This window comes from Microcoleus sp. POL10_C6, assembly GCF_036701585.1.
GTDB lineage: Bacteria > Cyanobacteriota > Cyanobacteriia > Cyanobacteriales > Microcoleaceae > Microcoleus.
The window spans coordinates 18110-43671 of sequence record NZ_JAUBRB010000011.1; the positions used below are offsets into that span (position 1 = coordinate 18110).

The window sequence follows — 25562 nt, forward strand, 5'->3', positions numbered from 1 at the left end:
TGGTTTTTTTAGAACAAAGTAAATGATGTATTCTTCTGTCGCACCGTCTTTTTTGCAGGGATATTGGCAAGATACTTTCAATCTCAAGCAGCATCTACAGGATTTTTTAAACTTAGATTTAGAAACAATTGAACAAGAGCTGGCACTCGGTCAACAATCCCTAAAAGAAATAGGGCATCGGGATTTTGATTGGGAAAAAGCTAGCGAGTTTTATCGCGATCGAGTCGGACAAGCTTACCTATTTGACCTCGGAGCTTGGCATATGTCCAATCAGGATTACATAGGAGGCACTTTAACCTTAATATCAGATATGGCTGTCGGTCGAGTTTTAGATTTTGGCGGCGGTATTGGCACTCATGCTATTGCAGCAGCTCTTTGTCCTCACGTAGAACAAGTAGTCTATTGTGATCTTAACCCCATAAATTGCAATTTTGTTCAAAGCCGAGCTGCTAAGTTAGGATTGAGTGAGAAGATTTTGTGTAGTCTAGAAGTATCTCCTACAGAGGCTTTTGATACGATTATTTGTTTAGATGTGATGGAACATTTACTCAATCCCAGTCAGCAACTGATGGATTTTCACAAAATGCTAGCTCCGTCAGGGAAGATTATCCTTAACTGGTATTTCTTTAAAGGTTTTAATCAAGAATTTCCTTTTCATTTAGAAGATAAGCAAGAGATGAACACATTTTTTACTAAACTTCAGTCTAATTTTATGGAGGTTTTTCACCCTCATTTAATCACCGCTCGTTGCTATCGCAAATTAACTGCAAGTTAAGAAATCAGCTTAAGGCTTATTTCCTAGAAAAAGTCCGGTAAGTAATGTATCTGAAAGTCCAATTATGTTCGATGTTGCGGTGATTGGTGCGGGTATGGCGGGGCTCAGTTGCGCTCAACGGTTGCGTCAAGCTGGTTATTCTGTGGCGGTTGTTGAGAAATCTCGCGGCGCGGGGGGACGTGTTGCTACCCGCCGCGTACAGGGTACGAGGGCCGATCACGGGGCGCGGTATCTGGAACCGCAGGGGGATGCGGTGCAGGGGTTAATTGAGGTTTTGGTCGATCGCCACATCCTCAAACTCTGGACTGATAGTGTCTGGGAATTCAGACAGGGGAAACTTTCTGCTATTCCTAATTCTTGTTATGTCGCAGCTGCGGGTATGAATGCTGTGGGTAAGTATCTAGCGGAGGGTTTAGAAATTTGGTTTGGGCGCCGCGTACAAGCTATTTCTACTACAGATAACCAAATGTGGCATCTTTCCCTTGAAGTCACTGATGACAATTTACAGAGGCCTCAAGAATTGATTGCTAAGGCTGTGGTTGTGGCAATTCCTGCACCTCAAGCTTTAATTTTTTTGGATGAAAAAATCGGTTTGTCGCCTGATTTTACGGACAAATTGCGTTCGGTCGAGTACGACCCTTGCATTAGCGTTATGGCTGGCTATCCTCCGTCAAAACAGCACGATTTGAGCAATCTAAATCCGCAGTGGAAATCTGTTTCTTTTTCCGATAATTCTGATTTAGCTTGGGTTGGTTTGGACAGCAGCAAGCGGCTCGATCCGCAGCAACCAGTGTTTGTGGTTCACAGCAGCGCAAATTTTGCAGAACGCCATCTAGAATCAATTGATTTGCCAACAGTCGGTCAAGAATTGCTCGATCGCACTTCTGGATATTTAATCCCTTGGCTGAAAGATCCGGAATGGTTGCAGGTTCACCGCTGGCGCTATGCTTTTTGTCGAAATCCTTTGCCTGTTTCTTGTTTGGCTGCGGAGGAGACTTTGCCGCTGGTTTGTGCAGGAGATTTGTGCGGGGAAGGTCAAATAGAGGGGGCTTTGCGATCGGGTTTGGCGGCGGCTATTTGGGTGAATTCTCAGTTGCAAAATTTGCAGTTAGATTCAAGCCTAAATTGGTAATATGGCTAAAATGAATGTATCGATTTGGCCTCTAATGCTATGATTGCCATCCCGTCTGGGTTTAGCCCGGAAGATTACCTTGCCCTAGAACGTGATAATACCGTCCGGCATGAATATCGGCGCGGTTTGGTGTACGCGATGGCGGGAGGTAGCGATGACCACAGCCGTCTCTGTATTAATTTTATAACTGCGATTAACCTTCACCTGCGCGATAGAGTTATAAAAAATCCATCTAACGACTTACGAAAAAATGGAAAAATGGTGTAAATTCCCACTTTTCCAAATTGTTACTTTTGTGCTGTTTCCTGTTGTTGTAAGTCTTGTTCTTGCATCTGCAATAATTCGGGAACTGTTACGAAACTGTACCCTTCATTTCTCAATCGAGCAATAATATCAGGCAAAGCTTTTACAGTTCTTGCTCGATTGCCGCCGCCGTCGTGCATCAGCACAATGCCACCGGAATTTGCCTGCCTCATCACGTTGTCTATCAAAGATTCCGTAAGGGTGCGCCAATCAAAAGAATCAGCAGACCACATCACAACTGCATAATTTTTCTTTTGAGCATAAGCTGTCAATCCATTGTTTAAAATGCCTCCTGGCGGGCGGAACATCGATGTTTGGATGCCGGTCAAGTCCTCAATTAAGGATGAAGTGCGATCGATCTCGCGAGCGGCACCGTCTTCGTTATACTGAAGGTATTGATGGTTCCAAGTGTGATTGCCGATCGCGTGACCGGCTTCTGCGACCTGTTTGCCAATTTCGGGAGAATTTTGCAGGTATTTTCCTACCCAGAAGAATGTAGCCTTAATATTATTTTCCTTGAGAATATCTAGGATTTGTGTAGTTGTTTTTGGCCAGGGGCCGTCGTCAAATGTCAGGGCGATCGCCTTGTGCTGGGAGTCGAGTTTCGCGTGACGAATGGTTGTACCTTGAAACTGCGACGGTACGGCTGATTGAAATCGGATTGCCTGCAATTGGGTTAGAGCATTTTGGGAAAAGTCAACTCGATGGGCGATCGCCTCGGAGAACTTATTAATATTGGACATCGGCGGTTGTTCTTGCGACTGGGATACGGCCAAGACTTGCGCCTGAATCGGTTGCAATGGCTGACTGGCCCGCAAGTTAATCGGCCATGTCACACCCAGCAAAAAACTTCCTGTTGCTGCCATAAAAGCAACGATTAAAGTTTTTCGCCGCCTCCACAGCAGTTTCAATTTTGTCACGTCATTCTCTCCTTCACACCTTGCACAGTTAATTTGAGATTTTATGTTGATATCAAGTTAATCCACTTAAGAGGATAATCTTAAATTGGACAGTCCGTAAAAATGCTACTGGAAATAACCGATCGCGGGGAAGTCCGCCCGGATAAAAAAATTTAAGATTTGTGTGCCACAAATCCCCTAACCCATAAAAACGTGGGATGGGTGAACTTTTTCCCTAGCCAGGGGACGGCCCTCAAGTCGGATTCATGGCACGATATTCTTAGGGACTCAGCCCGCATCAGCCCGCGTCCCTACCGGACACTGCAAGTTGATTTAACCTGAGATGTTGCACCATTCTCAATAAGCTTTTTATGAACAGGCTTTTCGGCCTGTTCCACAAGAAAATTTACTCTTTGTGGAACAGCCATCTTGCCTGTTCTTGAGAATGGTGCAAGATGTGAGGTTAACCAGATTTGATATGAGGGCGATCTCGCGCCCCCAGCGTCGTAAAATTAACTTTTAGGGCCGATTCTCTCTTTGTACAAGCCGACAATCCGATCGATAACTTCAGCAACAGTCAGATTGTCTGTTTGAATTTCCACAGCATCGGCCGCTTTACGCAAAGGTGCAACCTCGCGGGTGCTGTCTTTTTCGTCCCGCAGGGCGATGTCTTGTTCCAATTGGGCCAAGCTAGTATTAGCCCGATCGGTATCTTTAAGTTCTAACAGCCGCCTGCGCGATCGCTCTTGTACCGAAGCCGTCAAAAAAATCTTTAGTTCCGCATCGGGAAAGACGTTAGTGCCGATATCGCGGCCTTCTGCTATAATTCCGCCTTTTGTGCCGCAGCGCCGCTGTTCCTCCACCAGAAACTGCCGCACGGCGGGAAGCGCCGCCATTTCCGACACGCGGGATGTCACTTCCAAACTGCGAATTGCCTCGGTTACGTCTTCGCCGTTAATCTTCAACATCTTTGATGCGGGATCGAGGTTGTATTCCAAATAACTGGCACTGATTAATTCGGCGATCGCACATTCGTCGGAAATTGGCGTGTCTGTTTTCAATGCCAGCCAAGTCAGCGCCCGATACATCGCACCGGTATCCAGATAAAATAAGTTCAAAGCAGTTGCGGCAAGGCGAGTTACGGTAGATTTGCCAGCTCCCGCCGGGCCGTCGATCGCCACAATGGGCCGGCGATTCCTGAGAATTATATTGTCAATCAAACGAGTAGAGCCAACTCTGGCGGCCACGGCTAAAAGTCCCGCTGTTTCCACAACCTGCAACGGCGTCAAAGTGTCGGGATGGACGAGTTCGGCGTATTCGAGCTTGACTGCGGGTTCTCCTGCGACTGCTGCGTGGGCGGCCGCGAGTGCGGCTGCTCCGGTGCGGTCGCCTGAAGAAAAAGTTTTCGAGGCTTGTTGCAGCGCGCGGTAGAGTACGGAGGCTTGCTGTTTTTGCTCTGCTGTTAAATACTGATTGCGAGAACTCATTGCCAGTCCCGACTCTTCGCGGACGATCGGACAAGCGACAATCTCTACAGGCAAGTTAAAATCCAAGACCAGCTTCCGAATAATTGCTAGCTGCTGGGCGTCTTTTTGACCGAAATAAGCTTTTGTCGGCTGCACCAAACTCAAAAGTTTAGTAACAATTGCCGCGACGCCCTGAAAATGACCGGGCCTTGCTTTGCCGCACAAAACCGATGTCATCGCCGATGGCGGCACTACTTGAGTTAAGGATGAAAGGTGAATCTCTATCTGTTTTTGGGCGGTTTGCTCTGTTTCTGTACGCGCGGCGAAGCTATCCCGTAGGGAATCGAGCGCTTGGTTGCCGAACATTTCCGTTGCTGAGGGAGCAAATATGGCATCAACCCCAACTTGTTCGCACAACAGCCGGTCTTGCTCGATATTCCGAGGATAATCTTGAAAATCTTCTGTCGGCCCAAATTGCAGCGGGTTGACAAAAATGCTGACCAGGGCGATCGCATTTTCTTGCCTTGCCCGCTGGATCAAGCTGAGATGCCCTGCGTGCAAAGCTCCCATCGTCGGCACCAAACCGACTGTCAAATGAGGTGCAGTAGATTTTTGTGAATTTAAGTAGCAGCGAAGTGCTGCAATGGTAGTAAACAGGGGCACCGGTAGAATCTCCTGAAGGCATTCTGCAGAAGGCAGAATTTGTTTGTCGGAATTTGTTCGACTTGACATCTTGCATCATCCTCAAGAACAGGTAAGATGCCTCTTCTACAAATAATGGTGCAAGATGTCAGTTTTATTCTACTTTCTGCCTTCTACACTTCGGATAACTTTTGTATTCGGCCTTAGACTACCGTTCAGCGTCCAACAGTTGTTTGCTGCGGCGGTTCGATCACTTCGATTTCCACTCTGGCTACGCCACTGCTGATCATTCCTAGCACGTTGGCGGCGCCGGCGGACAAGTCAATGAGCCGATCGCCCACATAGGGGCCGCGGTCATTAATACGGACGACTACGGTGCGGCCGTTGTCGAGATTTCTCACCATGACTCTAGTTCCAAAAGGCAAATTTGGGTGGGCTGCGGTCAAATCATTTTGGTTGAAACGCTCGCCGCTGGCGCTGAGGTTGCCGTCAAATCCCGGGCCGTACCAGGAAGCCCAGCCGCTGAGGCGCACTTGAATTGGGCCCAGAGACAGCACAGCGGGTTCTGGTTGGGGTTTGCCTGCGACTTCTTCCAGGGGTGGGGCGTTGCCCAGAAGCCGGCGGAGGCGATTGGTTGCTTGCAGGGCGTCTCGGCTAAAGTTGCTGGTGGTGTCGGGGAGGATTGTTTCGGCGTTGATGTTTACCAAGTCCTCGCCGTTTGCCTGGATAATGTAGCGATCGCCTTTTTCCCACTTAACGGTAATGCTGTTGGGATCGATGTTGTTGCGGGCTAGCTGATTGAGTCTTGCTGCTAAGCTTGATGCCCGCCAAACTGAATCAGGTTCTTGGTTGCTGTCGTTGCTGGCAATGTTTCCGACTTTGGGATTTTCTCTCGCGCCCGCTACTTTTGACGGACTGCTAGCACTGGGTTGGCTGTTGCCAGTTTCTCCCAAAGGCGTGTTTGTTTCCGGATTCGCGTTCAGAAAGGTGATGACTGGAATGTTTCGCACGTAGACTGTCGCTGCTTGTCGCCCGCCTAAGTCGTGGGGCTGAATTTTGGCGATCGAGTCTCGGGCAATTTCAGCTCTTGCTTGATACTGATACTGTCCGACTTTTTGCGCTTCGACCCGAGTAGCGTTTAACTGTCGGGACGGTTGGGTGGCAATTACTTGCTCGGAAACCTGAGAGTTTTGGTTGTCGGCACCTGTTGCTTGTGCGTGACAAGAGGATGCCGTTCCTACCATAGGAACTAACAGGACAGCTAGTAGACCACCAACAAATTTTTCCTTCATACGTCCATTTTTGTGAATAGCCATTGCCAACCGAGATTGGAGGATTGGCCATTTGGCGGCGGGCGTCAAGGATTTCTCTCTTGCCCGTCGCCATTCCCCCGTGAGTCAAAGCAAAGTATCCGGGTGCGTTTTTGCTTTAATGCTTCTACCCCAAAAAAAATTGGCGGAAACTTCCCTGACACTTGACAACTCATACTCGATTCGCAATTTGTGTTTTGTTCACGAACTGCAACAGACTACCACAAACTTTTGTGCTTGGGGATCGCTGGGATCGCGATTTTCACCCAATCTTCATCAAATTTTCTCAAAACCCTCTATCATAAAATCCTTTAGTGCCAGGGGTTACAGCCGTTTCAGCCATTACGGAAAACTTTACAAAACTTTACAAAACTTTAGTGTATTTTGTGAGCTACGGAATGGCTAGTCTTAAAAAAGCTGTTTGTCAACTGTTATGGGAATAAACTAAAAATTAGAAGAAATCGATTTGGCGGACTTATGGATTATCGAGAAGCAGGTGTGGATGTTGAGGCGGGCAGAGCTTTTGTCTCGCGCATCGGGAGTATGGTTAAGAGCACGCACCGATCGGGAGTTTTGGGCGGATTCGGCGGGTTTAGCGGTTTTTTCAGCGTCCCGGAGGGTTTAAAAGAGCCGATTATGGTTTCGGGTACTGACGGTGTTGGGACTAAGTTGAAATTGGCCCACAATCTCGATCGGCACGACACGGTAGGTATCGACTTGGTGGCGATGTGCGTCAACGACGTGCTGACATCCGGGGCCGAACCCCTCTTTTTTCTCGATTATTTAGCCACGGGAAAGTTAAATCCCGAACAATTAGCTGCGGTGGTGGCCGGGATTGCTGACGGTTGCAAGCAAGCGGGCTGTGCTTTACTCGGAGGGGAAACGGCAGAAATGCCCGGTTTTTACCAAGCGGGTGAGTACGATTTGGCGGGGTTTTGTGTGGGAATTGTCGAAAAGAGCAAATTGTTGGACGGTTCCCAGGTGCGGGTGGGAGATGTGGCTGTGGGGCTGGCGAGTTCGGGCGTGCACAGCAACGGTTTTAGTTTGGTGAGAAAAATTGCGGGCGATTGCGGTTTTGACTGGCATTCCCAACCCGAAAAGTTAGGTGGCAAAACTTTAGGAGAAGTGCTGCTAACTCCGACTACAATTTATGTTAAACCAGTCCTCGAAGCAATTAAGAGCGGTCTAGAAATTCACGGCATGGCTCACATTACGGGCGGCGGTTTGCCGGAAAATTTGCCCCGCTGTTTGGGGGTTAATCAATCTGTGAAAATTGACAGCAATAGCTGGCCAAATTTGCCAATTTTCCAGTGGATTGCTGAAGCCGGCCAAGTTGCCACAGGAGATATGTTCAATACTTTTAATATGGGGATTGGCTTTGTGCTGTTGCTCGATTCCAGGGAAGTAGAACAGGCTGTTAAATGGTTTGAATCTCAGGGAATTGGTGCTTGGGCGATCGGGGAAGTGATTGAGGGGAAAGGAGAATTGATCATGGATAACGGTTAATGGGTAATTAATAAGAAGCAATCGCATGGGGTGAAGATTGCTTTGCTTTGTTTTATGCGTTAACAGACAATCTCAATCTGCATTCATCTGTGTATATCTGCGGTTAAATTTATACTTTTCAAAGTAACCGCAGAGGACGCAGAGGAGACAGAGGAAGAAAGAGAAAAAGGAATTCACAACAGATGACTCGTTGCTTTAATTTTAAAGGAAATTGAAATCAGCTATTGTGCCTTTAAGTACGGTATAATTCCAGATTATTTCCGTCAATGAGTGCAAAACTAGCCTTTCAAAAGTCTCGGAATCCCAAACAAATATAGCAACTGCAATAAGCATTAAAATAAAAAAAAGGATATAATAGAGTAAAAATTATGATTTTGTTATTGCTAAATAACCGAAATAATCAAAAATTGGTGATTTTTTTGGTTATATCGTAAATAATGTGTTTCATTGGTGTATTCAGGGATATCCATAGAATCTAGACACTTACTACTATTTTCTGTCCGAAGAGAACCTAGTGAAGCAATCTCAAACCCTTGATTACGTAAGTCCTGAATATATTGCTAATGGACTGTTTAAAGTAATTGAAGAGCTAGAATATTTATTACATCGCCTTTCAGCGAACACGCTGATTATTGCGCTCGCACTTCTTCTCCTCTCTTGTTTGCAGCATTCTGTGAATTATAATTATAGCGATCGAGTTTTTGAAATCCTATTTCATTCAATCCAGGAACATCCTCATACTAAACAGAGATTGGACAGTGAAAATTCATACTAGCCAACTATACACATTCCCCCTCGCCGCAGCAAGAAAAAACCCAACGTTCGGTCACATCCCGACGGTAGCAATCCACATTTATCATTGGGTGACTGATGAATACATATTTTTGTATAGTTGAGAGCGATCGATAATCCGCAAATTTATCTCCTCTGTCAAACGCCTCAGTAGTCGGAGATAAGACTTCCACTTTATATGATGTTATTTTAATTACCAATAAAACAGGTTTGGAGTAAGGACTTTAGCCATCATTGAGTAATAGTTTCGCTATTCAGGACAGAATTACTCACTACCAAATTGATTGTTTTACGGGCATAAGTGAGCGCTACAAACTTGATGATTTTGAGGACAGAAGTCCTGACTTATTAATAGGCGATCGCCAATCATTAGACTTTTTGCAAAAATAGATGATATCTGCGTTTATTTGCGTTTATCTGCGGTTAAAAACAGAAAATCCAGAACTCTTGCAAAAAGTCTAACCACTAATCTTACTTAGTCTTGTCCAAACTCCGCGCTTCCAACCAAATAGGAATTGCAATCCAAGCAATTGCTAACAGCAAAGCAAATACCGCAAATTGAGCAGCCCAAGCTACCAATTTCTCTAAAGACACAACTTGTCCCAAGAAGTAGGATAAACTCACCATTACAGATGCCCAACTGGCAGCACCCAGAACATTGAACAGCGAAAATTTCCAAAAAGGCATTTCTGCAATACCTGCTAGGGGGCTAGCAAAAATTCGCAGCAATGCGATGAAACGGCCCAAAAATACGGCTTTAGCTGCATTTTTGCTAAACTGTTCTTTTAAGTCAAACAGTTGTTCTTCTCGAAAGCGGAAAAATTGTCCCAGCTTCAGCAGCAGCGGCCAGCCGCCGTACCTGCCGATCGCATAACCAAAATTTCCCCCCAATGTAGCACCGGCGATCGCACTGCCGAGCACAAACCAGTAATTCAGTTCCCCGCTGCCAGCTAAAAACCCGCCAGCAATCGTAATTGTCTCCCCTGGAAGAGGAACTCCCAGATTTTCCAGCAAAATTCCCAGAAATACTGCCCAGTAGCCGTAATCACGCGCAAACTGCTGAATAGTCTCTAACGATAAAAACTCAAAAGACATTCGATACTGCCTTCGTAAACTTTTGCAAAGCTCAATACATTTATATATTGGCTCGATTCAGCCAATAGTGCAATCTTTCGCTGTGATGAAGAACACACTGTTGTCGCGATCGCTGGCCCAACTAAAAATTAAGCTTTCAGGCATACTAGATGATATAGAGAATTGTTGCGGTTGCGTTCCGCGCGATCGCTAGCCAGTTTTCCTACTAAAATTTATCACAACGGCTCTCCCCACCAATTCCCACAAGGGCGATCGCCAATCCTAAAACATACGCTGAAATTCCCTGAGTCTCTCAACAGAGTCAGCAACTAAACTAACTTATTTATACTTTACGCTCGTAGGATAACTGCTATGGAATTTCCCAACTTCAACCAACCCATCGTCCTTCAACCTCACAACTGCCTCGACTCCCAAGCCGGCAGCCTCCTCCAGCAACAGCTAGCCGAGATTGTTCCCGATCGCCACAAACTCTGGGTAATAGACATGGCCGCCGTAGATTTCATCGACAGTTCCGGGATCTGCGCCTTAGTCGGCGGACTCAACGCCGCCCGCCACCGGGGATGCCGCCTCGTCATCTGCAACCTCTCAGCCACAGTCAAGCTAATTTTTGAAATTACTCAACTCGACCAACTCTTTGAAATCTTCGACAGTTTCGACCAAATAGTCTCCCCTGAAACTCCCGCTTTAGTTGCTTGATTAAAATGAGATCCCCAGTTTAAATCTCAAGTTTGCAAGAGACTTCAAGCAACCCCAGAGTTAATTTGTATATCATAAATAGGTTTATTTGTCAAGCAATACCAATGACAAACAAATAAATCCGGCACTTGAACGCCGACAGAAGCGATCGCAGGTGCAGCCGGAAAAGGCCAAAGTCGATCGAAACAAATCCTTTCCCCCACAAACCCGAACTGCATCAAATAAGTCGCCGGCGGCGCATTTAAAAGATTCAGCAAGCGGTAAGCCAACTCATACAACTGCTGTCGCCAAACATCCGACAAATGCACCGGTTGAGAGTAACTCAACTCGCCAGACTGCTTATCAGGTTCGCCACCGATCACCTCAGCATACAGTGGGCCCTTTGCAGTCAACACCACAGGCAGCCAAAAATTGCCACCCCCGACGGGACAAAGCAACTCCTGAGCCACTCGATCGCGCGCCCCCGAAACATTGGCACAAAATCGAAACACATCTTGAGCCGGAAAAACCAGATTTTCTGGTACATCCAGCGTCAAAGGACAAACGATCGCCCCACCCGGAGCGATCACGCCCGAATCGAGTTCAGAAACCCCACAAATATTGACTTCAGTTAAAGGATGAGATTGAGCGATCGCCGCCTTGAGACTTGCCGCCGGACTTTGCTCACCACCCGCCACAATCAAAACCTTAGACATTGCCAAAGCTCGGCATTTGAATTCCCCGATCGTCCGTTTCATCGACGCTCGGCAGATCCAAGCCCTTAGCCTTGCGGCTCCGCACAGCGAGACGGTAAGTGACGCTTTGCAACTCAGTGTGCAACTGGCGGTTTTCTTTTTGCAGTTGATCCAATTTTTCCTTAATTGGCTCGATCCGCTCGGCAAACTTCTGGCGGTAAACCCCCGGCAATTCCTGAACCACCTGTTCCAGCATCCGAGAGCGATCTGTCAATTCTTGCACCGATTGCCGCAGTTGGTAAACCTCAGCATCCCGCTCGGCGATTTGTTCCTGATAAAAACCCACCTGTTCTTCAACAGCTTGGAGTTGTTCCCGCATTGCCTGCATTTGAGCTTGGTGGCGATCGGAAACTTCCGGCGCCGGCACAAAACTAGAATTGCCCTTCACCAGCCTGAAAAGTTCTTGAGACAACTGCTGCACCAATTGGTCACGCATTTGCAGCTCTTCGGTGAGACGAGATACCTCTGATTGCAATTCTTTTGAGCTTACAAGTTTAGTTTGATTCACGATGACTCTCAGCTTTTGTTATATAATCTGTTTCTATTTAAAAATATCTTTCCCTTACCGCAGAGGCAAGAGGTACTTCAAAAGTTTTGAACCCATTAGGCTAAATCGAGCCAGCGGCCCGAGGTCAAGGGTAAAACTCAGTCTAACTCAAATCAGGCATCCACGTCATCACCTTAGTTTCTTGTCACTGAGATGTTGCACCATTTTCTCTTAACAGGCTTTCCGGCCTGTTCCACAAAGAATTAATTTGTTGTGGGGAGTAGGGGTTGAGCAGGAGAACCCGCCCAAAAAAGGATTAAGGACTATTGATATTGGTGCAACATCTCAGTTCCCATAGACACAGGTAAAATCCTAGGTTTTTTGTCAATAAACCAAGTTTATTAGCTTTTTTTGAGAATAGTTCAATATCTCATGTGTAACCAATTACAGCAGAAAGCACTTTGCCAGCTTCGTCCACTGTGCTGCCAAAACAGATAATCCCGTCCTCGTGACCGGCCATGGCCAGAATTTTGCGCTCGGCCAACTTCTCCTCCTCAAAAAGTCTAAACATTTCTAAGGCCATCTGGGGAGTGCCGTAAGGTATTTCTTTTCTAGTAGTAGGAATCTTAAACAGCAGTTGCTGCCATAGTTTAGGATTGTGGACATGAATTATCGCGCCCACATCCTGTCTCTGAAAGTACAGGGCCCCGTGAGTCAGGGACTCCGACGAAGCTTGTACGGGGCCCCGGCAGCCGAGGTAATTTTTTTCTAAGTTAAATTCGGTAACAGTACAGTAGAATTCTGGTCCCAGAGTCTTCAAGTGTGCAGTCTGGGTTCCCGAAATCACGAATTGGCCGGAATTGCCGAGTCTGACGCTGGCGTTGCCAAACCCTATGCCATTTTCGTAGACGCCAATTAATCCCCAAGAGTGGAGCCGATCGCGCCAGTCCATCAAATCTGCTATGTTCCGGGCAGCTACAGGGTCTGCTTTTTCCCAGTCACAGCGGTACTTAACGACTCCTTCATCCATTTTTTTGTTTGATCAGACACGACTCTGACACGACAGACCTTGCCGAAGCTGAGACTTAATCGAAGTTGTCAAGAAGTTGTCAAACAACTTTTTTTGCCTGCTGCCTTCTGTCTCCGTGCATCAGTGCCTTAACTAATCTACATTCCAGTGTCGCCGTAATTAGCGACCGACATTAGCAAAAAGTAAGCTAGGAAAGAAGAACCAATTATTCCAAAAATCATGATTTAGCCTCTAGGTGATTACAAAAGTTCAATATGAATATGTACGCTTTCCGTCGGGGAGTTTGATTTCAGGCTATTGCCCGATCGAGTTTCTGATGTGAAACTACATAACATCCCTGAATCTGTTATTGTTCTATACTACAGCATTTCTACTGAGGTGAGCTCTACCTTAATAAATATTTAAGGATAAAGTACCCTTAATTCGGTAACTCCGGCAAAAAGCAACCGTACATTTACTGATTTTTTATCATTATACATATAATGAAGCAAAAAGCAAGCGGAACAAAAAAAATATTTTTTAGCCAGTCTGGGAGGAAGTGGCACAATCTTCGGGTGATCTACGTTAGTCCACACCTGTGTCGATCGAGCAATTTTTAGCTCCGGGGCATCCTACAAGCTAAGAAAGCGGGTTGAGGGTAATATCATGTCGGGTAAAATCACCGCAACGCGAGCTGGCGTCGGTGGGTTCACCAAAATCTGTAGTAGTAGTATAAGTTACAGATCCCGTCAACCCGCGCCTACCTAGAGGAGGATAGTCGATCGACCGAACCTGATATAAATCCTATTAAGAAACAAACAAGCCGATCGAGCAGTGATAACTCGATCGGCTAAAGTCTTCTGTGGAGTGCGATCGCCCCCAGCCCTTTAAATGTGGAAGTGATACAAGATGCTGCCGTCGTCTTTAATTTCGCAATTGGCATTAAAGACTTCAGCTTGTTGGTTCAAAAAACGCTGAGCCACATCCGGCGACAGCCGCGTTTCCATCGCAAACCGCACCAGAGTTATTTCGCCGCGGCCTTCTTTGATCAGTCGGTACAAAGCACTTTGGAGCCTTTCGCTCTCTTCTCGCTGAAAAGCTGCTTTGTACTTCCAATCGGCCACCGAAGGAATCAAACCCCGGCTGACCAAAATCGCCAACAGCAAGCCAATTCCCAAAATCAGAGGTACTGTCGGATCGCTCGTGGGCGTCGCCACAATTTGCGGCACTGTAGCGGCGGCCAAACTGCTAACCATTTCTTTTTCCGAAGCTTGCGTATCCGCCATTGCAAGCTGAGTTTTGTTGTAAAAGTCTTGCTGAAGCTTCATTTGCTGCAACAGGCGAGCGCGTTCTCTTTCGTATTGGTCGAGTTTTTGCTGAGCTTGTTTCAGGTCTTGAGTGACTTGTGCCAAGCGTTGGTTGAGCGACTGATTGACTGATTGCCACCGATATCTGTTAATCAGGCGGCTTTTTTCAACCATGCCCTTCATCAACATATCCGCCGTTTGGATTGCTTGCTCCTGATCGAGCGAGCGATACCCAACCACAATTTCTAGGGGTTGTTCCGGCTTAGAAATTTTGACACTCGCATTTTGTCGAACTTGCTGGGGCGACAGCTTAACTGCATCTGCCACTGCTTTGACAACATTATCTGCTAGGAGAACCTCCGGGGTGAGTTGCTCTCCCTGCTTGAGAATTGTCGTGCCCGTGGTCGAAAATTTGACTGGCGGATTATTAGAAGTGAGAGTGCCTTGAGCCATGAATCCGGGGGGCGGGGCGAGGCGGTAGGCCAGGGCGCCTGAAATACCCATAATTACAGCAAAACTGCCTAACGCAATCCATCTGTATTGATGTGCTGAAGATCTAAAACGTAAATTTCCCATTTTGATAGTCAAGTCATAACATTCGCTTGCCGCAGCTACTGCCAAACCCAAGAGCGATCGTTTCTTTCTGGTTAGTCAAATTGACTGCTGAAAATTTTCTCAGTTTGTACCTAAAAGCTCTTAGCTTTTGAGAGTTGTCAATATTCATGAACCCAAAAAACCGATCGCGCTTTTATTTGATCCGAGCTATAACTTCAGTTTTTGTCCTTAATAATTAATCTGTAACAAGGCTTCTGGAAGTCTACTCGCATCAGACTAGCACTCAGGCGTGCGAGATCCTCGCCTCCCCGTGTTTGTTGACATTCAAAAGAGTCACCTTTTCACCCTTGGCAATCCTCCAATTATCTTACGTCTTGGCGTCTTGCGGACGCGGTTGAAGAATAAAAAAAACCTTAAATAATCTGCCTAAAAACTTAACAAGCAAGAATTATACCATGCAGTTAAGAGTTTGCTGCGTATTAAAAAAAATTGTGGATCGGGGCGCGAGACCAGATCCACATATTCACATAACAATTATGGTTCGATCAGTTGATGGTTCGATCGAGCTCGCCTAGGCGAATGTTCACAAGCCGATCGGCAAAATAAGACCCTCGCGGGCCATGACAGCCTTCGGAAAAGCGATTTGCACATCTTCGGCGATGCGATCGAGAAAATCGTCCGTATGAGCCGGATCATGGTGAAAAATCACCACTCGTTTCACCCGCGCCTCCTTAGCCATTCTCACCGCTTCCTGCCAAGTCGAGTGTCCCCAACCCACCTTCGGAGACTTGGGGTTGTGATATTCCTCGTCTGTGTACATCGCATCGTAAATCAGCACATCAGCGTCGAGGGCTAAATTGTAGACATTCTCATCTAGGCGATCGGGAAAATGTTCAGTATCGGAACAATAAACAACAGATCGTCCCTGCCAAGTCACCCGATATCCCATAGCAGTATTCGGGTGATTCAGAGAACCCGTCCTAATCTCAATATCGTCCAGCATCATCGTCTGGTTGTGATTGAGTTCGTAGAAATTCAAATCTGCCTGCAAACCCATCAGCGGCACCGGCGAATTCGAGTGGAGCACCCGTTCAACAAAGTGCCTTTTCATGCAATCTCCATCCGGCGGAGTCGCCCCATAAATATCAAAGCTATTGCCGCGGATGAAAGCTGGGGCGAACAGCGGGAAACCTTGAATGTGATCCCAGTGATAGTGAGTAAAAAACATATAAGCTTGCACAGGCATTTCTTGCACCAACTGGTCTCCCAGCATCCGCAAGCCTGTTCCGCCGTCAAAAATCAAGCGTTTGCCAGCGACTCGCATTTCCAAACAAGAAGTATTGCCGCCGTAGCGAACAGTTTCCTGTCCGGGTGTCGGAACACTGCCCCGCACGCCCCAGAACTGTACTACAAAATCATCTATGCCTTTTATTGATTCGGAGGGTTGAGGGCAATCAACGGGAGTTGCCGCTACAGAGGACAAGCTGATTTCCATTTTAAAATTCAGGCTTTAAGGTTCCACATTGTCCGTGATGGCGCAGCAGATGATCGCACAACACTAAAGCTACCATCGCTTCCACCATTGGCACAGCTCTTGGCAAAACGCAAGGGTCGTGCCGTCCTTTGGCAGCCAGCAGGGTTTCTTCGCCCTCTCGGGTAACTGTACGCTGCTGCTGGCGAATTGTCGCAGTCGGCTTGAATGCCGCCCGCAAAATTATATTTTCGCCGTTAGCAATCCCACCCTGAATTCCGCCAGAGCGATTCGTCACTGTACGAATTACACCCTTATCATCAGTATAGTATTCATCATTATGTTCGCTGCCCTTGAGCAGAGTCCCGGCAAACCCGGAACCAATTTCAAAGCCTTTGCTGGCGGGCAAGGACATGATGGCTTTGGCCAAGTCGGCTTCGAGTTTGTCGAATACGGGCATTCCCAGACCTTTGGGTACATTGCGGGCGACGCATTCGACTACACCGCCGATCGAATCTCCGCTGTCACGAACTTTTTCGATCAGTTCAATCATTCTTTCGGCACATTCGGCATCTGGACAGCGGACGATGTTGCTTTCTACTTGTTCTAAGGTAACAGTGTCCGGGTCGGCGACACATTCTAAGTCTTTGATGCGTTTGACGTAGCCGACTATTTCGACTCCTGCTGCTTGTTTGAGAATTTTTTTAGCGATCGCCCCTGCTGCTACTCTACCAATGGTCTCTCTCGCCGAACTGCGACCTCCGCCTTGCCAGTTACGAATTCCGTACTTAGCATCGTAGGTAGCATCAGCGTGGGAAGGGCGGTAAGTTGTCGCCATTTCGCCGTAATCTTGGGGGCGAGTGTCTTGATTGCGGACTAAAATTGCGATCGGCGTTCCCAAAGTTTTGCCTTCAAACACCCCGGACAGAATTTCGCAGGTATCTGCTTCTTTGCGGGGCGTAGTAATTTTGCTTTGGCCGGGGCGACGGCGATCGAGTTCGGCTTGAATTTCCGATGCGTCGATCGACACCAGGGGCGGGCAACCGTCAATTACTACTCCGACACCGCCGCCGTGAGATTCCCCAAATGTCGATATCCGAAATAAATGCCCAAATGTGTTCCCCATGATGCTTTAGCCTGACACCTAATAATTTTTAGCTTAAATGGAATAGAGATTTACTGTATTTATGAAAAATATACCATTGACGAGTAGGCGACAGGCGATCGCCTCACAGCATCACTCCCTTCCCACCCCTAGAAGAATATCTACCAGGGAGAGAGGGAGAGACAGAGAATAGGAGATATCTGGAAACACACTTAAATTCATCCGTATATCCGTGTCCGAATCCGTGTTGTGCCTTCCTTCTTCTTTAGTCTTCGTGTTCTTCAAAAGGATCTCTCAATTCCTTAGCGGGAGGGCCGAAAGCCGTGTAGATCGAGAAACCGGTGATGGCCACCAGACACACACCGAGAGAAATGCCGAGAACTGCTGCGGGTTCCATATTTGTGATCGATTATGAGTGCTCCACTCTATAATATTACAAAAAATAACAATCCGTCTGAAAGTCTCGTGATTTTAGGCGCTGTACGGTATGGCAGCCAACCGCCACTCCCCGTTTTCCGAGTACCCCGGCAGCATTTCTGAGAAATTGCGATCGCAATTAGCGGTAGAAATATGTCAAACTTTTCTGTAGAGATTCATTGCAGGTGACTTATGGCACAACGGACTTGGTTAGGAGATATACTCAAACCCCTTAACTCGGAATACGGCAAGGTAGCCCCCGGCTGGGGAACCACGCTGTTGATGAGCGTGTTCATTGGACTGTTTTTCGTGTTCTTGTTGATTATTTTGCAAATCTACAACTCTTCTCTGATTCTGGAGAGTGTGGATATGGATTGGTCGAGTCTCGACCGCTAAAAATTGATCGCAAAACAGTAAGGCTAAAAGTAAAAGCTGAGGGTTGAGGAGAAAGGGTAAAAGCTAAGTTTTCCCGTTTTTCCTTACCCTTTCCGATTACTTTTGCCATAAATAAACAAAAAGTAACTAAACAAATTGCAGGAGAAAAACCATGAATATTTTTGGCATTGGTTTGCCCGAAATGGCAGTTATTTTTACGATCGCCCTCTTGGTATTTGGTCCGAAAAAATTACCTGAAATCGGTCGGAGTATGGGGAAAGCAATTCGGGGCTTTCAAGACGCTTCGCGGGATTTTGAGTCGGAGTTCACGCGGGAAGCTAAACAGTTAGAAGAAGCAGTAGCAACTAGCAGCAAACAGGAAACTGAAAAACTCGCAGCGGCTACTCCTAAGAAGGAAGATAGCACAGACAGTTAAATGAACAACCCTCAGAAGTCGGAAACACCAGCGGAGTTAGTGATTCCCCAGCTAATAGTTGGGTTAGGCAATCCCGAACCTAAATACGATCGCACCCGACACAACATCGGCTTTAATGCTATCGATGCCTTGGCTAAATCTTGGCAGATTTCGCTGTCGGAAAATCGCAAATTTCAAGGCATATTTGGCGAGGGAAACCGGCCGCGGGGACAGAAAATCCGCTTGCTGAAACCGCTTACTTACATGAATCTGTCGGGTCAAGCGATTCGGGCGGCGGCGGATTGGTACAAAATACCTGCGGAGTCGGTATTAATAGTATACGATGATATGGATTTGCCGATCGGGAAATTGAGAATGCGGCTTGCCGGTTCAGCCGGCGGACACAACGGCATGAAATCCACAATTTCTCATTTGGGTACAGACAAGTTTCCCCGCTTGCGGATTGGCATCGGCAAACCTCAAAACGATGCTGCTAAAAATGAGAAAGATACGATTTCCTTCGTGTTAGGAAAGTTTTCCTCAGAGGAAAGTCAGTTAGTAGAAAAAGTGCTTAAACTGGTTGTAGAAGCTGTGGAACTAAGTCTACATCAAGGAGTAGAAAAAGCCATGAGCCTTTACAATAGTCGCACAATTGCAGAAACAAACGCGGAAACAAAAAGGTGAGTTCGAGACGTTTGCCTGAAACAACTGCATATGTCCGAGTTACTGGTCAATCTTGGCAAAAAGGCACGATTGAGGGTGAAGTGACTGCCGGCAATTTTGAGTGGCAGTTTCAGTGGCGTTTCACGTCAGAAAAAACACTGATACTTGAGCCTTCTCAGGGTAGGGCATTGATTCAGGAACCGCTGCACCGCTTTCTGGAAAAATGGGATTATCAATTAGAACCCGGTGGCGATTATTCGTTTACGGTTCGGGCTGAATTTTAAAATCTTGGTAATGGGAAATTGGGAAAAGGTAATCGGGAATAAAAACTTCCTTTAGTAGGATATCCCGATTCCAGTAATTCTTTAATTAATTATGGGGAATGGCTGTAATGGGAAATTGGGAAAGGGCGATCGGGAAGGCAAACTTTCTCTAGTAGGAGGTCTCGATTCCAGTGATTCTTTAATTAAAGCAGGGTTCATCCCTTCTCGGTAAGCCCCGCAATAATACATTGTCAAAACAGCTTTGTAAGCCCAGTGATTGGAAGGTACATCGCTAAAAGGATTTGGCAGGGTTTCAGCCTGATTCTGCACGCAAGCAGTGAGAATTTGTTCTCGCAATTGCTGCACTTGAACTAAAGAATTATTTGGCTTGAATTGTGCGGTATTTTGTGCCTTTGCAGGAGCTAAAAAGCCTGTATAAATTAACAGTGTAGCAGTGGCAAAGAGGCTGAGTTTCATAAGTTTATAAATTTCTGAATAAGTTGATTGGTAGTGAGGACTTTAGTCCTCAAAGCTGTGGCAAATAAGGTCTCTTCGTCCTTACTACAAACCTTTGGAATGTTCGGACATTTTTTGCATTCGCAAAGCCAATACACTCAAAAACAACAGCCCCACTGCGCCAGCTAGCGGATTGCCGTTAACTCCTGTCACCCAGTCGGGTACAGATCCCGAATATCGCACTAACTGCCCGATGTTAATCATGTAATATCCCCAGACTAAACCTGCATGAAGCCCGATCGACAAACCGAGGCGATTTTGGCGCGATCTTTTTCCCCAAACCAGAATCAAACCCAGCAACAACAACCCCGGAAACTGCGGCCAACTCCCCAGCATTGCCGCGACAGGTTTGATAAAATGAGATAGGGCAAACACCAGGCTATTCGCCCACAGAGATATTTTATAATTGTAATCCCGCTGCAACTCGTCCAGCAACCAACCACGGAATACCAACTCCTCCGCAAAACCGACTCCAAGGGCGCTTAAAAGCCCTTCTGCGATGATTCTAGGCAAATTATCAGAATTTTGCCACGCGACTAAGCCGAACAGCCCTTGCACCGCAAATAAGCTGAAAGTGAGCAAAAGCCCGATCGCCAATCCAATTAAAAGCTCAAAACCGTTTTTTCGCGTATTGGCTAAACCGTAACTTTTGAGTAATTGGGTTTGTCCGTAAACCTGTTTTCCCCAGCGCGGCACTAGGAACAGAAACTCAGTAAACAACAATCCCATTGTCAGAATAGTTGCTAGGTTACTATCTTTAACTAACAGATAAATTGGTGCTGCTAGCGGCAGCCAAATTGCTAGCAAAATTAATAGGAAAATTATCACACGTAAAGGAAATGGATAAGTGGCTATTATTTGGCAGCGGTTAATCATTGGTTACAATTTACTTGCTGAGAGATTTTAATTTTTAGTAAAAATAAACATAACACGGGTCGGACGCATGAGTGAAATAGTCAACAACACTGTCGCTTAAATGAGTGACACTCAAATGGTGTAGCACAAATAAGTGTCACTCCAAAAAGCGACTGTAAACTCCCCAATACTGCCACTTATATATGGAGTATCACAATATGAAAGGATAAATAAAAATGTCTCAGCAAGATCCTACAAGTATCGATTTAACCAGTAGTGATTTTTCGTTTGGAGAAATGTCAGTCGATGACATAGCTGCGATCGCAGCAATAGAGGCTGGAATTAGCGATCCAACACATCCAATCGAGGGCGAAACTGCACCAATACCTAGCATCCCACCGCTACCGATCGCACCGACCGCAATTCCGATCGCCAAACGGCCCGTCAGTGGGCGCTACCGCGGTACATTAGGCAGCTTTCAACTCGAACTCCGGGTTGACGTTGATCGCACTCGACCAATGAAGCGGTTAAGCGGCGACTTCTTCCAAGTCAGCGGCGGTACGACTACCTATTTTGGCTCCTTTATCGTCGATGCGCCGACGATAAAGGTAACAGCTTCTCAAGTCGTCATCAAGGGCCTCGGAAGCTTTACCTTTGCCGCCGGATCTCCCGTAATACAGGTGACAATCCAGCGCAAGTTCATCTTCCAGCCGCAGGCGCCAGCAACGGTGGAATTTTTCACAAAGGGCGGAGTCGCCGGAGCAACTTACACTTGTGTCTTCGAGTCTGTCTATTTCCGCAGTCTGCGACTAGAAACAGACCAGGTTTCCGATGTTGTCACTCCCATATTCAGCAGCTACAACACGGGTTCCCTGCCGTCGGGGGGGCCAGCGCGCAACCTCAGCGTCGTCAGTTCCTATGCAGAAGCTGGGATCGAGATGATCGCAACAGCAGGAAACAACGTCATCAATATCGATGAAGCTGGTGCGGGCGCTAAATGGAGCAACTCAGAACTGCACGCTTCGATGCAGAAACACTTCACCTTGTGGCAGGATTTGCCGCAGTGGGCTGTTTGGCAGGTAGTTGCTCAACTTCACGACCTGGGCCCTGGGCTCTACGGCATCATGTTTGACCAGCAAGGGAAGCAGCGGCAAGGCTGCGCCGTTTTTCATCAAGGTATAGGCGGCGAAACTGCCGAAAAGCTGCGATTGCAGCTCTACACTTATGTTCACGAGCTGGGGCATAGTTTTAACTTGCTGCACTCGTGGCAAAAGTCCTTGGCGACGCCCCCTGGTACGAATCGCCCGCTGGCGCTGTCTTGGATGAACTATCCCTTTAATTATCCAGGACCGGGTGGCGAGGCTACCTACTGGAGCCAGTTTGCGTTTCAGTTTGACAATGAGGAGGTCATCCATCTCCGCCATGCGTTCCGCAACAATATTATTGTGGGTGGAAACGACTTTGCGATCGGCTCTGGTCTGGGCCAGGAAGTGATGGCCGATCCGATTCGCGATGAGTCGGGACTGACTTTCAGTATCTCTACCAACCAAAAGAGCTTCGCGCTAGGTGAGCCTGTGGTACTGCAATTAATGCTGGGAACGACGGCTGCGGGTGGGCGCCGGGTGCATACTTGGCTGCATCCGAATTGCGGCTTGGTCAAAATCGTGATTCGCAAGCCTAGCGGCGCAGTTGTGGTTTATGAACCGCTAATCGATCATTTAGTTGGTCAGCGAGAAAGCACGATCGCGCGCGATGATGTAATTCCAGAAAGCGCATATATCGGCTATGGCAAAGACGGATTTTATTTCGATCAACCCGGAAATTACCGGGTACGGGCGGTCTATGGGGCTTTGGACGGTTCAGAGGTATTCTCGGATATCATCACTATTCGCGTTCGCTATCCTGTGACGCCAATTGAGGAAGAATTGGCCGCTCTGTTTATCGGCGACGAACAGGGTTCTTTGCTCTATTTGCTGGGTTCGGATGATGAGTCTTTGCGAAGCGGTAACGATGCTTTTGAGGAAGTTCTAGCAAAATATCCGAAACACGCGATGGCAAACTATGTTCGGATGGTGAAGGGTATCAACGCTAGCCGTGACTTTAAAACGATTACCGACGATCGTGAAACCCGGGTGATTGTACGCCCTGCGGAGTTGGATGAAAGCGCCAAGTTGCTGACAGCAGTCGCCGATTCCAATATTCTCGACCCTGTTTCGGCACAGATGTCCCTTTCCTGTTTAGCTGAGGTTCAGGCTAAAACCGGCGATGAGGATGCTGTTAGCAAAACCTTTAGCAAAATCTCAGCAATGGAAGTCAAGACATTGCGATCGGCAGCCAAGAAGTAAAAAGTGAATTGGTGAATTACCCAGAAGATTGCTTTACTTTATTTTAAACTAAATAAGTAAAGCAATTTTTGTTAGTTTGTACAAAACACTGCTAGCAACAACTTCACAGCATTAATGATAAGTCTGTTGTTGGTTCGACACCTGATAATTCTGTTGGCACTTTTGGCGATCGGGTCTAGCTGCGTACCCGATCGCCCCCAAGCCGATTTTTTTACCCCTTACCATTACCAAGCGAGTACCACTATGCGTTTATCGATCAAACTTCGCGACGGTTTCAGCAATAGTACGGTCATTATAGAAGTCAACGGACAGCAAGTCTATCGCAAGTCAGGCGTGACTACAGATTTGACGATTTCCTTCGCGGATGCGGTGGAAGTTCCTGTTGAAGAATCCACAGTTAAATTGAAGGTGGCGGTGGAGGGTGGCGAGACGCAAACCAAGGAAATCCGAGTGCAAGATACTCCTTTTGTTGATGTCTGGATTCTTAACGGAAAAATGGAGTTGCGAGCATCCAAGGAAGAGATGCCGATGCTTTAGCAACTAGCCGATTCCACGGGAAATTAAACATTGACATCTTGCGGTTATTTCATAATGGTGCAAAGCCGATTTTTGGGCGCTGCGAACTGGTGCGGGCTGTACGCAGCAGACAGAAACAGGTACAATAGCATTGTATCTGTTGCAACTTTAGGTAAAATAAGTTAAAAAGCCAGGTGACAATGACTGAAGCCTCCGATTTTTCCAATGTCGATCGAGAATTAGATGACACAATTTTAAGCTTCGCAGACATTCAGGCAGAACTCAACCTGCGCCACGCTAAAGATGCTCTGCGAGATATAGTAGAAAATCTCGACTTGACAGTTCAAGAGCGAACTGGACTGGAACCGGAAATTGGCGGGTTAGAGAAAATGCTCGACAAGCTAGAGCGCGCTTGCGTGCAAATAGCTGTGTTTGGGATGGTGGGAAGGGGAAAATCTTCGGTTTTGAACGCGCTGCTAGGTCAAAATGTGTTTGAAACTGGCCCGACTCACGGGGTGACTCGCACGACGACTATCGGCCAGTGGGATGTCGGAGAGGGAATTGATGAGAATTTGCCCGATGGCTTACGCCCTGCTACGCTACGACTTTCGCCAGTTATTTACCGTTTGTCGCAAGTTGAATTAGTCGATACTCCGGGAATAGATGAAGTTGACGGCGAAACTCGCGAACTTTTAGCCCGCCGCGTTGCTCAACAAGCAGATTTGATTTTGTTTGTGGTTGCTGGCGACATTACGAAGGTGGAATACGCAGCACTTTCGCAGTTGCGGGAAGCCGGAAAACCGATGTTATTAGTGTTTAATAAAATTGACCAGTATCCTGATGCAGACAGGCTGGCAATTTATCATAAAATTCGAGACGATCGCGTCAGAGAATTATTGTCTCCCGATGAAATTGTGATGGCGGCGGCTTCGCCTTTGACAGCGAGGGCGGTGCGCCGTCCCGACGGCAGTATGGGTGTGCAAATGACTCGCAGTTTGCCACAAGTGCAAGATTTAAAATTAAAGATTTTGGAGATTTTAGACCGAGAAGGCAAGTCTTTGGTGGCGCTGAATACGATGCTGTGTGCGGGGGATATTAACGAGCAGTTGGTGCAGCGAAAAATGGAGATTCGAGATGACGCGGCTAATCGAATTATCTGGAACGGGGTAATGACGAAAGCGGTAGCGATCGCACTTAATCCAATTACTGTAGTTGATCTTCTTAGCGGTGCGGTAATTGATGTGGTGATGATCTTAACTTTATCTAAAGTTTACGGCATTGCGATGACGGAAGCGGGCGCGGTGGAATTGCTGCAAAAGATTGCGATTAGTATGGGGGGAATTACTGCGGGGGAATTGTTGGCTAATTTTGGTTTGAGTTCTTTGAAAGGATTGTTGGGTTTGGCGACGCCGGCGACGGGGGGTTTGGCTTTAGGGCCTTATTTGTCTGTGGCGGTGACGCAAGCTGCGATCGCGGGGGTTTCTTCCTATGGTATCGGTCAAGTTACTAAGGCTTATTTGGCTAATGGTGCTTCTTGGGGAGATGATGGGCCAAAGGCTGTGGTGAGCAAGATTTTGTCTTCTTTGGATGAGGATTCTATTTTAAATCGGATTAAGGAGGAGTTGCGGGCTAAGTTGGATTTGGGAAGTGTGGAAAAACAGAAATCTTAGCGATCGGCTGTTTTACGTTGACCCAGCAATTATGGCGCAGCCCTGGCGCAATCCGGCAGGGGTTTAAACCCCTGCCTCAAAGCTAAATTTGTGTGAAGACAATTTAACAAATTATTAGGATAACAACCTGTTACCAATTAGCAATTATTACTATATCTTACTAACTCAAAACTTATGCAACTGGCACAGGTGGGGCGATTACGGCAAATAAGGTGTGCTGTGCACACCCTACTCTAATTCCGC

At 47.0% G+C, this 25562-nt stretch carries 26 protein-coding genes; 12 read left to right on the plus strand and 14 right to left on the minus strand.

Going from position 1 to position 25562, the window contains the following annotated elements; all coding sequences use genetic code 11:
* Nucleotides 1-22 precede the first annotated feature (22 nt).
* From QUA34_RS08520 to QUA34_RS08530, 3 genes are all read left to right on the plus strand, one after another.
* On the plus strand, nucleotides 23-775 hold the full coding sequence (locus QUA34_RS08520; RefSeq protein WP_333329533.1) for a class I SAM-dependent methyltransferase: 753 nt from the start codon (nucleotides 23-25) through the stop codon (nucleotides 773-775).
* A 64-nt stretch (nucleotides 776-839) separates the two neighbouring features.
* Nucleotides 840-1907 carry an FAD-dependent oxidoreductase gene (locus tag QUA34_RS08525; protein WP_333385681.1) on the plus strand — a complete coding sequence of 356 codons (1068 nt, stop codon included), beginning with the start codon at nucleotides 840-842 and terminating at the stop codon, nucleotides 1905-1907.
* Between the two features lie 39 nt (nucleotides 1908-1946).
* On the plus strand, nucleotides 1947-2174 hold the full coding sequence (locus tag QUA34_RS08530; protein ID WP_333329527.1) for a Uma2 family endonuclease: 228 nt from the start codon (nucleotides 1947-1949) through the stop codon (nucleotides 2172-2174).
* 20 nt (nucleotides 2175-2194) lie between these two features.
* On the opposite strand, the gene QUA34_RS08535 is transcribed toward QUA34_RS08530, so the two are convergent.
* The 3 genes from QUA34_RS08535 to QUA34_RS08545 form a co-directional block, all read right to left on the minus strand.
* On the minus strand, nucleotides 2195-3130 hold the full coding sequence (locus QUA34_RS08535; protein WP_333329524.1) for a polysaccharide deacetylase family protein: 936 nt from the start codon (nucleotides 3128-3130) through the stop codon (nucleotides 2195-2197).
* Between the two features lie 491 nt (nucleotides 3131-3621).
* A complete protein-coding gene (locus QUA34_RS08540) occupies nucleotides 3622-5238 on the minus strand; it encodes a bifunctional pantoate--beta-alanine ligase/(d)CMP kinase (protein ID WP_333329553.1) in 1617 nt (538 codons plus the stop codon).
* A gap of 194 nt (nucleotides 5239-5432) precedes the next feature.
* Nucleotides 5433-6509 (minus strand): septal ring lytic transglycosylase RlpA family protein, encoded by a 1077-nt coding sequence (locus QUA34_RS08545; protein ID WP_333385685.1) that lies wholly within the window; start codon nucleotides 6507-6509, stop codon nucleotides 5433-5435.
* 495 nt (nucleotides 6510-7004) lie between these two features.
* On the opposite strand from QUA34_RS08545, the gene purM reads away from it, so the two are divergent.
* Nucleotides 7005-8033 (plus strand): phosphoribosylformylglycinamidine cyclo-ligase, encoded by a 1029-nt coding sequence (gene purM, locus QUA34_RS08550; RefSeq protein ID WP_333385688.1) that lies wholly within the window; start codon nucleotides 7005-7007, stop codon nucleotides 8031-8033.
* 779 nt (nucleotides 8034-8812) lie between these two features.
* Here purM and QUA34_RS08555 read toward each other — a convergent pair.
* Nucleotides 8813-8998: a Uma2 family endonuclease gene (locus tag QUA34_RS08555; protein WP_333329515.1), complete on the minus strand. Its 186-nt coding sequence runs from the start codon at nucleotides 8996-8998 to the stop codon at nucleotides 8813-8815.
* Nucleotides 8999-9296: 298 nt separating this feature from the next.
* Nucleotides 9297-9920, minus strand: a complete 624-nt coding sequence (locus QUA34_RS08560; RefSeq protein ID WP_333329512.1) for a DedA family protein — start codon at nucleotides 9918-9920, stop codon at nucleotides 9297-9299.
* A gap of 351 nt (nucleotides 9921-10271) precedes the next feature.
* On the opposite strand from QUA34_RS08560, the gene QUA34_RS08565 reads away from it, so the two are divergent.
* Complete coding sequence (locus tag QUA34_RS08565; protein ID WP_333082637.1) at nucleotides 10272-10616, plus strand: STAS domain-containing protein; 345 nt, start codon at nucleotides 10272-10274, stop codon at nucleotides 10614-10616.
* Nucleotides 10617-10660: 44 nt separating this feature from the next.
* Here QUA34_RS08565 and QUA34_RS08570 read toward each other — a convergent pair whose 3' ends face one another.
* The 7 genes from QUA34_RS08570 to psbN form a co-directional block, all read right to left on the minus strand.
* Nucleotides 10661-11311, minus strand: a complete 651-nt coding sequence (locus QUA34_RS08570; RefSeq protein WP_333329509.1) for a hypothetical protein — start codon at nucleotides 11309-11311, stop codon at nucleotides 10661-10663.
* Nucleotides 11304-11858, minus strand: coding sequence for an Npun_F5560 family protein (locus QUA34_RS08575; protein ID WP_333032327.1), 555 nt, complete (start codon nucleotides 11856-11858; stop codon nucleotides 11304-11306). The genes QUA34_RS08570 and QUA34_RS08575 overlap by 8 nt, the downstream gene beginning before the upstream one ends.
* 409 nt (nucleotides 11859-12267) lie before the next feature.
* Nucleotides 12268-12867, minus strand: a complete 600-nt coding sequence (locus tag QUA34_RS08580) for a class II aldolase/adducin family protein (RefSeq protein WP_333385692.1) — start codon at nucleotides 12865-12867, stop codon at nucleotides 12268-12270.
* A gap of 866 nt (nucleotides 12868-13733) precedes the next feature.
* Nucleotides 13734-14657, minus strand: coding sequence for a hypothetical protein (locus tag QUA34_RS08585; protein WP_333329504.1), 924 nt, complete (start codon nucleotides 14655-14657; stop codon nucleotides 13734-13736).
* A gap of 634 nt (nucleotides 14658-15291) precedes the next feature.
* On the minus strand, nucleotides 15292-16203 hold the full coding sequence (locus QUA34_RS08590; RefSeq protein ID WP_333213683.1) for an MBL fold metallo-hydrolase: 912 nt from the start codon (nucleotides 16201-16203) through the stop codon (nucleotides 15292-15294).
* Nucleotide 16204: 1 nt separating this feature from the next.
* Nucleotides 16205-17305 (minus strand): chorismate synthase, encoded by a 1101-nt coding sequence (aroC, locus tag QUA34_RS08595; RefSeq protein ID WP_190659307.1) that lies wholly within the window; start codon nucleotides 17303-17305, stop codon nucleotides 16205-16207.
* Between the two features lie 244 nt (nucleotides 17306-17549).
* Nucleotides 17550-17681, minus strand: coding sequence for a photosystem II reaction center protein PsbN (gene psbN / locus QUA34_RS08600; protein ID WP_190742515.1), 132 nt, complete (start codon nucleotides 17679-17681; stop codon nucleotides 17550-17552).
* 212 nt (nucleotides 17682-17893) lie between these two features.
* Here psbN and psbH point away from each other — a divergent pair, with 212 nt between their 5' ends.
* The 4 genes from psbH (at nucleotide 17894) to QUA34_RS08620 (ending at nucleotide 19438) form a co-directional block, all read left to right on the plus strand.
* Nucleotides 17894-18097 (plus strand): photosystem II reaction center phosphoprotein PsbH, encoded by a 204-nt coding sequence (psbH, locus tag QUA34_RS08605; protein WP_333082642.1) that lies wholly within the window; start codon nucleotides 17894-17896, stop codon nucleotides 18095-18097.
* Between the two features lie 151 nt (nucleotides 18098-18248).
* A complete protein-coding gene (locus QUA34_RS08610; RefSeq protein WP_333213679.1) occupies nucleotides 18249-18512 on the plus strand; it encodes a TatA/E family twin arginine-targeting protein translocase in 264 nt (87 codons plus the stop codon).
* Nucleotides 18513-19175 carry an aminoacyl-tRNA hydrolase gene (gene pth, locus QUA34_RS08615; RefSeq protein WP_333329500.1) on the plus strand — a complete coding sequence of 221 codons (663 nt, stop codon included), beginning with the start codon at nucleotides 18513-18515 and terminating at the stop codon, nucleotides 19173-19175. It begins immediately after the preceding gene.
* Complete coding sequence (locus QUA34_RS08620; protein ID WP_332958583.1) at nucleotides 19172-19438, plus strand: DUF3146 family protein; 267 nt, start codon at nucleotides 19172-19174, stop codon at nucleotides 19436-19438. The genes pth and QUA34_RS08620 overlap by 4 nt, the downstream gene beginning before the upstream one ends.
* 81 nt (nucleotides 19439-19519) lie before the next feature.
* On the opposite strand, the gene QUA34_RS08625 is transcribed toward QUA34_RS08620, so the two are convergent.
* Both QUA34_RS08625 and QUA34_RS08630 read right to left on the minus strand, forming a co-directional pair.
* The gene (locus QUA34_RS08625; RefSeq protein ID WP_333329497.1) at nucleotides 19520-19894 is read right to left on the minus strand and encodes an S-layer protein; all 375 of its coding nucleotides are present in this window, start codon (nucleotides 19892-19894) and stop codon (nucleotides 19520-19522) included.
* A gap of 84 nt (nucleotides 19895-19978) precedes the next feature.
* Nucleotides 19979-20809: a CPBP family intramembrane glutamic endopeptidase gene (locus QUA34_RS08630; protein WP_333329495.1), complete on the minus strand. Its 831-nt coding sequence runs from the start codon at nucleotides 20807-20809 to the stop codon at nucleotides 19979-19981.
* 215 nt (nucleotides 20810-21024) lie between these two features.
* On the opposite strand from QUA34_RS08630, the gene QUA34_RS08635 reads away from it, so the two are divergent.
* The 3 genes from QUA34_RS08635 (at nucleotide 21025) to QUA34_RS08645 (ending at nucleotide 25319) form a co-directional block, all read left to right on the plus strand.
* Nucleotides 21025-23133: a hypothetical protein gene (locus tag QUA34_RS08635; RefSeq protein WP_333329493.1), complete on the plus strand. Its 2109-nt coding sequence runs from the start codon at nucleotides 21025-21027 to the stop codon at nucleotides 23131-23133.
* A gap of 114 nt (nucleotides 23134-23247) precedes the next feature.
* Nucleotides 23248-23670: a hypothetical protein gene (locus tag QUA34_RS08640; protein WP_333329490.1), complete on the plus strand. Its 423-nt coding sequence runs from the start codon at nucleotides 23248-23250 to the stop codon at nucleotides 23668-23670.
* Nucleotides 23671-23849: 179 nt separating this feature from the next.
* Complete coding sequence (locus tag QUA34_RS08645; RefSeq protein ID WP_333329487.1) at nucleotides 23850-25319, plus strand: GTP-binding protein; 1470 nt, start codon at nucleotides 23850-23852, stop codon at nucleotides 25317-25319.
* The last annotated feature ends 243 nt before the right edge of the window (nucleotides 25320-25562 follow it).